Annotated in this window: 6 protein-coding genes; 4 read left to right on the forward strand and 2 right to left on the reverse strand. The window is 72.1% G+C overall.

Annotation, left to right across the window (positions count from 1 at the left end; genetic code table 11):
- Nucleotides 1–2: 2 nt before the first annotated feature.
- Entirely contained in the window at nucleotides 3–1,331 is a 1,329-nt protein-coding gene (locus ACWEN3_RS40180; RefSeq protein WP_452981796.1) for an FAD-dependent oxidoreductase, read from the forward strand.
- 18 nt (nucleotides 1,332–1,349) lie between these two features.
- On the opposite strand, the gene ACWEN3_RS40185 is transcribed toward ACWEN3_RS40180, so the two are convergent.
- Nucleotides 1,350–1,616: a hypothetical protein gene (locus ACWEN3_RS40185; RefSeq protein WP_452981798.1), complete on the reverse strand. Its 267-nt coding sequence runs from the start codon at nucleotides 1,614–1,616 to the stop codon at nucleotides 1,350–1,352.
- A 92-nt stretch (nucleotides 1,617–1,708) separates the two neighbouring features.
- Here ACWEN3_RS40185 and ACWEN3_RS40190 point away from each other — a divergent pair, with 92 nt between their 5' ends.
- Nucleotides 1,709–2,533 carry a rhomboid family intramembrane serine protease gene (locus ACWEN3_RS40190; RefSeq protein WP_452981800.1) on the forward strand — a complete coding sequence of 275 codons (825 nt, stop codon included), beginning with the start codon at nucleotides 1,709–1,711 and terminating at the stop codon, nucleotides 2,531–2,533.
- Between the two features lies 1 nt (nucleotide 2,534).
- On the opposite strand, the gene hemE is transcribed toward ACWEN3_RS40190, so the two are convergent.
- The gene (hemE, locus tag ACWEN3_RS40195) at nucleotides 2,535–3,602 is read right to left on the reverse strand and encodes a uroporphyrinogen decarboxylase (protein ID WP_452981803.1); all 1,068 of its coding nucleotides are present in this window, start codon (nucleotides 3,600–3,602) and stop codon (nucleotides 2,535–2,537) included.
- 109 nt (nucleotides 3,603–3,711) lie between these two features.
- On the opposite strand from hemE, the gene ACWEN3_RS40200 reads away from it, so the two are divergent.
- Both ACWEN3_RS40200 and ACWEN3_RS40205 read left to right on the forward strand, forming a co-directional pair.
- A complete protein-coding gene (locus tag ACWEN3_RS40200) occupies nucleotides 3,712–4,389 on the forward strand; it encodes a DUF3000 domain-containing protein (protein WP_452981805.1) in 678 nt (225 codons plus the stop codon).
- Between the two features lie 284 nt (nucleotides 4,390–4,673).
- A complete protein-coding gene (locus ACWEN3_RS40205) occupies nucleotides 4,674–5,333 on the forward strand; it encodes a LuxR C-terminal-related transcriptional regulator (RefSeq protein WP_452981808.1) in 660 nt (219 codons plus the stop codon).
- Nucleotides 5,334–5,467 lie beyond the last annotated feature (134 nt).

Here is a 5,467-nt window from a genome sequence, read left to right on the forward strand (position 1 = left end):
GCATGTCCGCGGCGTCGCAGGCGCGCCGGCTGAAGGATCCCGGGGAACTGGAGATCGTGGCCTTCGAGCGCGGCCACTTCACGTCCTTCTCCGCGTGCGGCATCCCGTACTGGGTGGGCGGCGAGGTGCCCGAGCGGGACGACCTGATCGCCCGTACCCCCGAGGAGCACCGCGCCCGGGGCATCGATCTGCGTCTGCGCACCGAGGTCACGGAGATCGACGTGGCCCGGCAGCGGGTACGCGCGCGTGACGTCGATTCCGGCGCCGAGTCCTGGACGTCGTACGACAGGCTGGTCATCGCCACCGGCGCCCGGCCGGTGCGCCCGGACATGCCGGGCGCGGACGCCCCCGGGGTGCACGGGGTGCAGACCCTGGACGACGGGCAGGCGCTGCTCGACACCCTGGCGCGCACGCGGGGCCATCGCGCGGTGGTCGTGGGCGCCGGCTACATCGGCGTGGAGATGGCCGAGGCGCTCATCAACCGCGGTTTCGAGGTGACCGTCGTCAACCGGGGCAGGGAACCCATGTCGACGCTCGACCCGGACATGGGGCGCCTGGTGCACCGGGCCATGGAGGGCCTCGGCATCACCATGGTGAACGACGCCGAGGTCACCAAGGTCCTCACCGGCGAGGACGGCCGGGTCCGCGCGGTGGTCACGGAGGAGGCCGAGTACCCCGCCGACGTGGTGGTCCTCGGCATCGGCGTCCGCCCGGAGACCGGTCTCGCCCGCGCGGCCGGCCTTCCCCTGGGCGCCCACGGCGGCCTGCTCACCGACCTCGCGATGCGGGTGCGCGGCCAGGAGGACATCTGGGCGGGCGGCGACTGCGTGGAGGTGCTGAACCTGGTCTCCGGCCAGGAGCAGTACGTCCCGCTCGGCACCCACGCCAACAAGCACGGCCAGGTCATCGGCACCAACGCGGGCGGCGGTTACGCCACCTTCCCGGGCGTGGTCGGCACCGCCGTCAGCAAGGTCTGCGACCTGGAGATCGCCCGCACCGGTCTGCGGGAGAAGGACGCCCGGCGGGTGGGTCTGCGGTACGAGACGGTCACCATCGAGTCCACGAGCCGCGCCGGCTACTACCCCGGGGCCTCCCCGATGACGGTCAAGATGCTCGCCGAGCGCCGCACGGGCCGGCTGCTGGGCGTGCAGATCGTCGGACGGGAGGGCGCGGCGAAGCGGGTCGACATCGCCGCGGTCGCGCTGACCGCGCAGCTGACGGTGGAACAGATGACGGCCCTGGACCTGGGCTACGCCCCGCCCTTCTCCCCGGTGTGGGACCCGGTGCTGGTGGCGGCCAGGAAGGCGGTGGCGAAGGTGCGGGCCGCCTAGGGCGCCGGGAGAAGGGCCTCAGGCCGTCCCGCTGATCCGTGGCAGGGCGGAGACGGCCGCGGGCTGTTCGCCCGCGGGCTTGGCGTGGGAGGCGGCCGGGCGGGCCGAGCGCAGCCGGTGGCTCACCGCCTCGTCCAGGGTCACGGGCCGCTGCATCTGGGAGGCGAGGCGCCCGGCCTCCTGGCCGAGCCGCGCGACGTCCTCCCAGGGGAGCCGTACGACCAGGGAGATCTCCGCCTCGCCGTCGGGCAGGGCGTGCATCGGGGGAGTCACTCGCTCGTTCATCGCCTGATCCTCACGTCGGTTGAGAACAGATACGCACACCTGCCCGACCGCGTTCACCGATTCGCGCGGCCCATCGCGGGCACTACTTCTGTGTGGTCATCCCCGTCCATGACGTGAACCCGGTGCGCCGCACCCCCTGGGTGACGTACGCCCTCATCGCCGCCAACGTCCTCGTGTTCGTCTCCATGCCCGGCATAGCCGGTTCCGTGGCGGGCGGCAGCGACCTGGCGCAGCTGTGCCATCTGCAGGCCTTCATGGACCAGTACGCGGCGGTCCCACGGGAACTGATCCACCATCAGATGCCGCAGCTGGTCCCGACGGGCCAGGTCGGGGTGGGCCAGCACGGCCCGGGCTGCGTCGTGGGGCCGCCCGGCTACCGCAAGTCGGCGCCGCTGTCGGTCTTCACGGCGATGTTCCTGCACGGCAGCTGGCTGCACCTGCTGGGCAACATGCTCTTCCTGCTGATCTTCGGCAACAACGTCGAGGACCGGATGGGCCACATCCGCTTCTTCCTCTTCTACGTCGTCTGCGGCTATGCGGCCGGCTACGGCTTCGCGCTGCTCAACGCCGCGTCGAGCGATCCGCTGATCGGCGCGTCGGGGGCGATCGCCGGGGTCCTCGGCGCCTACATCGTGCTGTGGCCGAAGGCGAGGGTCTGGGTCCTCGTCCCGTTCCTGGTCTTCCTGCCGCTGCGGCTGCCCGCCTGGCTGGTGCTGGGCTTCTGGTTCCTGCTCCAGGCGATGTACTCGTCCGGGCGCGGAGTCTCCGGCGCCGGCACGGTGGCGTACGCGGCGCACGTGGTGGGCTTTGTGGCGGGCATGCTGCTCGCCTGGCCGCTCAAGCCCGGCACGCCTCCCCCGCCGGAGCCGCGCGGCCTGCTCTTCGGCAGGCGGGCGCGGCCTCGCTACACGTGGTGAGTCAGCGCGCGGTGGCGGTGTGGACGTACTCCACGAGCCGGGTCAGCGCGTCCGGGTCGGTGTTCGGCATGACGCCGTGGCCGAGGTTGAAGACGTGGCCCTCCAGGCCGGCGGCGGCGTCGAGCACCTCCTGGGCCTTGGCCTCGAGGATGTCCTTGCCGGTGAACAGGACCGTCGGGTCGAGGTTGCCCTGGAGCGCCTTGCCGGGGCCGACGCGGCGCTGGGCCTCGTCCAGCGGGACGCGCCAGTCGACGCCGACGACGTCCGCGCCGGCCTCGCCCATGAGCCGCAGCAGCTCGCCGGTGCCGACGCCGAAGTGGATGCGCGGGACGCCGTAGCCCGCGACCGCGTCGAAGACCTTCGCCGAGGCGGACATGACCGAGTTCCGGTAGTCGGCGGGGGCGAGCGCGCCGGCCCAGGAGTCGAAGAGCTGGACGGCGGAGGCGCCGGCCTCGATCTGGACCTTCAGGAAGGCGGCCGTGATGTCGGCGAGCCGGTCGAGCAGGTCGGCCCACAGCTCGGGGTCGCCGTACATCATCGCCTTGGCGTTCTCGTACGTGCGCGAGGGGCCGCCCTCGACGAGGTAGCTCGCGAGGGTGAACGGGGCGCCCGCGAAACCGATCAGCGGGGTGGCGCCCAGCTCCCGGGTGAGCAGGCCGATCGCCTCGGTGACGTAGGAGACGTCCTCGGGGGTGAGATCGCGCAGCCGGGCCAGGTCCTCGCGGGTGCGGATCGGCTGCTCGACGACCGGGCCGACGCCGGGCTTGATGTCGAGGTCGAGGCCGATGGCCTTGAGCGGGACGACGATGTCGCTGTAGTAGATCGCCGCGTCCACGTCGTGCCGGCGCACGGGCTGGAGCGTGATCTCGGTGACCAGCTCGGGCCGCATGCAGGACTCGAGCATCGGGATACCCTCGCGCACCTTGCGGTACTCGGGCAGGGAGCGGCCGGCCTGGCGCATGAACCACACGGGGGTGTGCGGCACGGGTTCACGCCTGCACGCCTTGAGGAAGGCGCTGTCGTACGTCGCGGTCGGCTGCTTGCCCGGGAGGGCGTCGTTGGCGGTCACGGGGCAAGTCTCGCATGTCACCGGGGCCGGGCGGCCCCGAGGCGGCGGCCGCGAACGGCGCGGGGTGTCTTGCCTGCACAAGGCCCCGCTTCCCCTTACTCTTCCCCGCATGGCTGCGGCTCACGGACGAATGTCGGACAGCGCTGACGGAATGGACGACGTGAAGGACAGCGAAGAAGCGGACCGGCAATCCGGTGGCTCGGGTCCGCCGGCTTTCCGGGCCGCGGTCGAGGCCCTGCGCAACAGCCGGCTGCGGCCGCAGGTCGAGGTGGAGCCGACGCCCGCGCCGCAGCGGCTAGCCCCGTACGCGTACGCGCTGGAGGCGGTGGTGGTCGACGGCGAGCAGGAGCTGGCCGACGGCCGGCTGGTGCTGCTGCACGACCCGGCCGGGCACGACGCCTGGCGGGGCACGTTCCGGCTGGTGACGCTGGTGCGCGCGGAGCTGGAGCCGGAGATGGCGGCCGATCCGCTGCTGCCCGAGGTGTGCTGGTCGTGGCTGACCGGGGCGCTGCAGGCGCGCGGGCTGGGCTACGGCGAGCCGAGCGGCACGATCACGCGGGCGAGTTCGCACTACTTCGGCGGACTGTCCGAACGGCCGCCCGCGTCCCAGATCGAGATCCGGGCGTCCTGGACGCCCCGCGAGGGGCTCGGCGGGGTGCCGGACACGGCCTCCCACCTGGTCTCCTGGTGCGATCTGCTGGCCCAGGTCGGGGGGCTGCCGCCGGCCGGTCCGGGGGACGCCTCGGTGGTGACGCTGCCGCAGCGCAGGGGTCCGCAGTCCCGGTGACCTGACGGCCGGGCTCCGGCCGGGTAACCCTCCTGGACGCCTCATTGACCATCTCTTTGTCGATACGGCCACATTGCGCACTCGAATCGCATCCGCACGAACCGATTCGATCTTCGGATGATCGATCGCGTGTCCGAATTGCACGGATTGTTACTCACTAGATCGTGATCATTCTCTAAAGGCGGACGAGTTTGCTGCCGAAGACGACTGTGACCTTCAAAGCACGGTTCGTCCCGGCTTCATCCCCACAAGCCGGCCCCCGTCCCCCCACCCCAGGAGGCCTGGTGTCCGTTCTCCTTGAGCAACCCGCAAGCCTGGTCGCCTACCGCCCGAACAAGCCGACCGCCATGGTGGTCGTGGCCGACCCCCGCGTCCGTTCCACCGTCACCCGCCATCTGTGGGCGCTCGGGGTGCGCGACGTCATCGAGGCCTCGTCCATCGCGGAGGCTCGTCCCCGCATCGGCAACCCCCGCGACATCTGTGTCGCCGACGTCCACCTCCCCGACGGCTCAGGCCTGACCCTGCTCTCCGAGACCCGCGCCGCGGGCTGGCCCAACGGGCTCGCCCTGTCCGCCGCCGACGACATCGGCGCGGTCCGCAACGCCCTGGCCGGCGGGGTCAAGGGCTACGTAGTCACCGGCACCCGGACCAACATCGGGCTCCCCACCCGACCGGGCGCCACTCCCCTCGGTGCCGCCTCCCGGATGCACCGCCGCCCCCCGGGTGCCCCGAGCCACCCGGGCGGCTACCGCGAGCTGTCCGGACGCGAGGTCGAGGTGCTGCGGCTGGTCGCGGAGGGCCAGTCGAACAAGGCGATCGGCGTCTCGATGGGGCTGTCCGCCCTGACCGTGAAGAGCCACCTCGCCCGCATCGCCCGCAAGCTGGGCACCGGTGACCGGGCCGGCATGGTCGCCGTGGCCCTGCGCACCGGGATCATCCACTGACCACCCTGTCCACAACCCCTGCCGAACCCCTTCGAGCACCCCTCCCCCTGTACAACACCGCCCAGCGCCCGGACGCGATCCTGGACGAGTACCTGACCACCGTTTGCCGCCTGCGGGACAGCAAGATCACCGAC

Source organism: Streptomyces sp. NPDC004561 (assembly GCF_053602155.1).

What these genes read in the sequence shown, in the direction of transcription:
- ACWEN3_RS40180 (WP_452981796.1), top strand. Translation starts at nt 3, where the DNA reads ATGTCCGCGGCGTCGCAGGCGCGCCGGCTGAAGGATCCCGGGGAACTG.
- ACWEN3_RS40185 (WP_452981798.1), bottom strand. Translation starts at nt 1,616, where the DNA reads ATGAACGAGCGAGTGACTCCCCCGATGCACGCCCTGCCCGACGGCGAG.
- ACWEN3_RS40200 (WP_452981805.1), top strand. Translation starts at nt 3,712, where the DNA reads ATGGCTGCGGCTCACGGACGAATGTCGGACAGCGCTGACGGAATGGAC.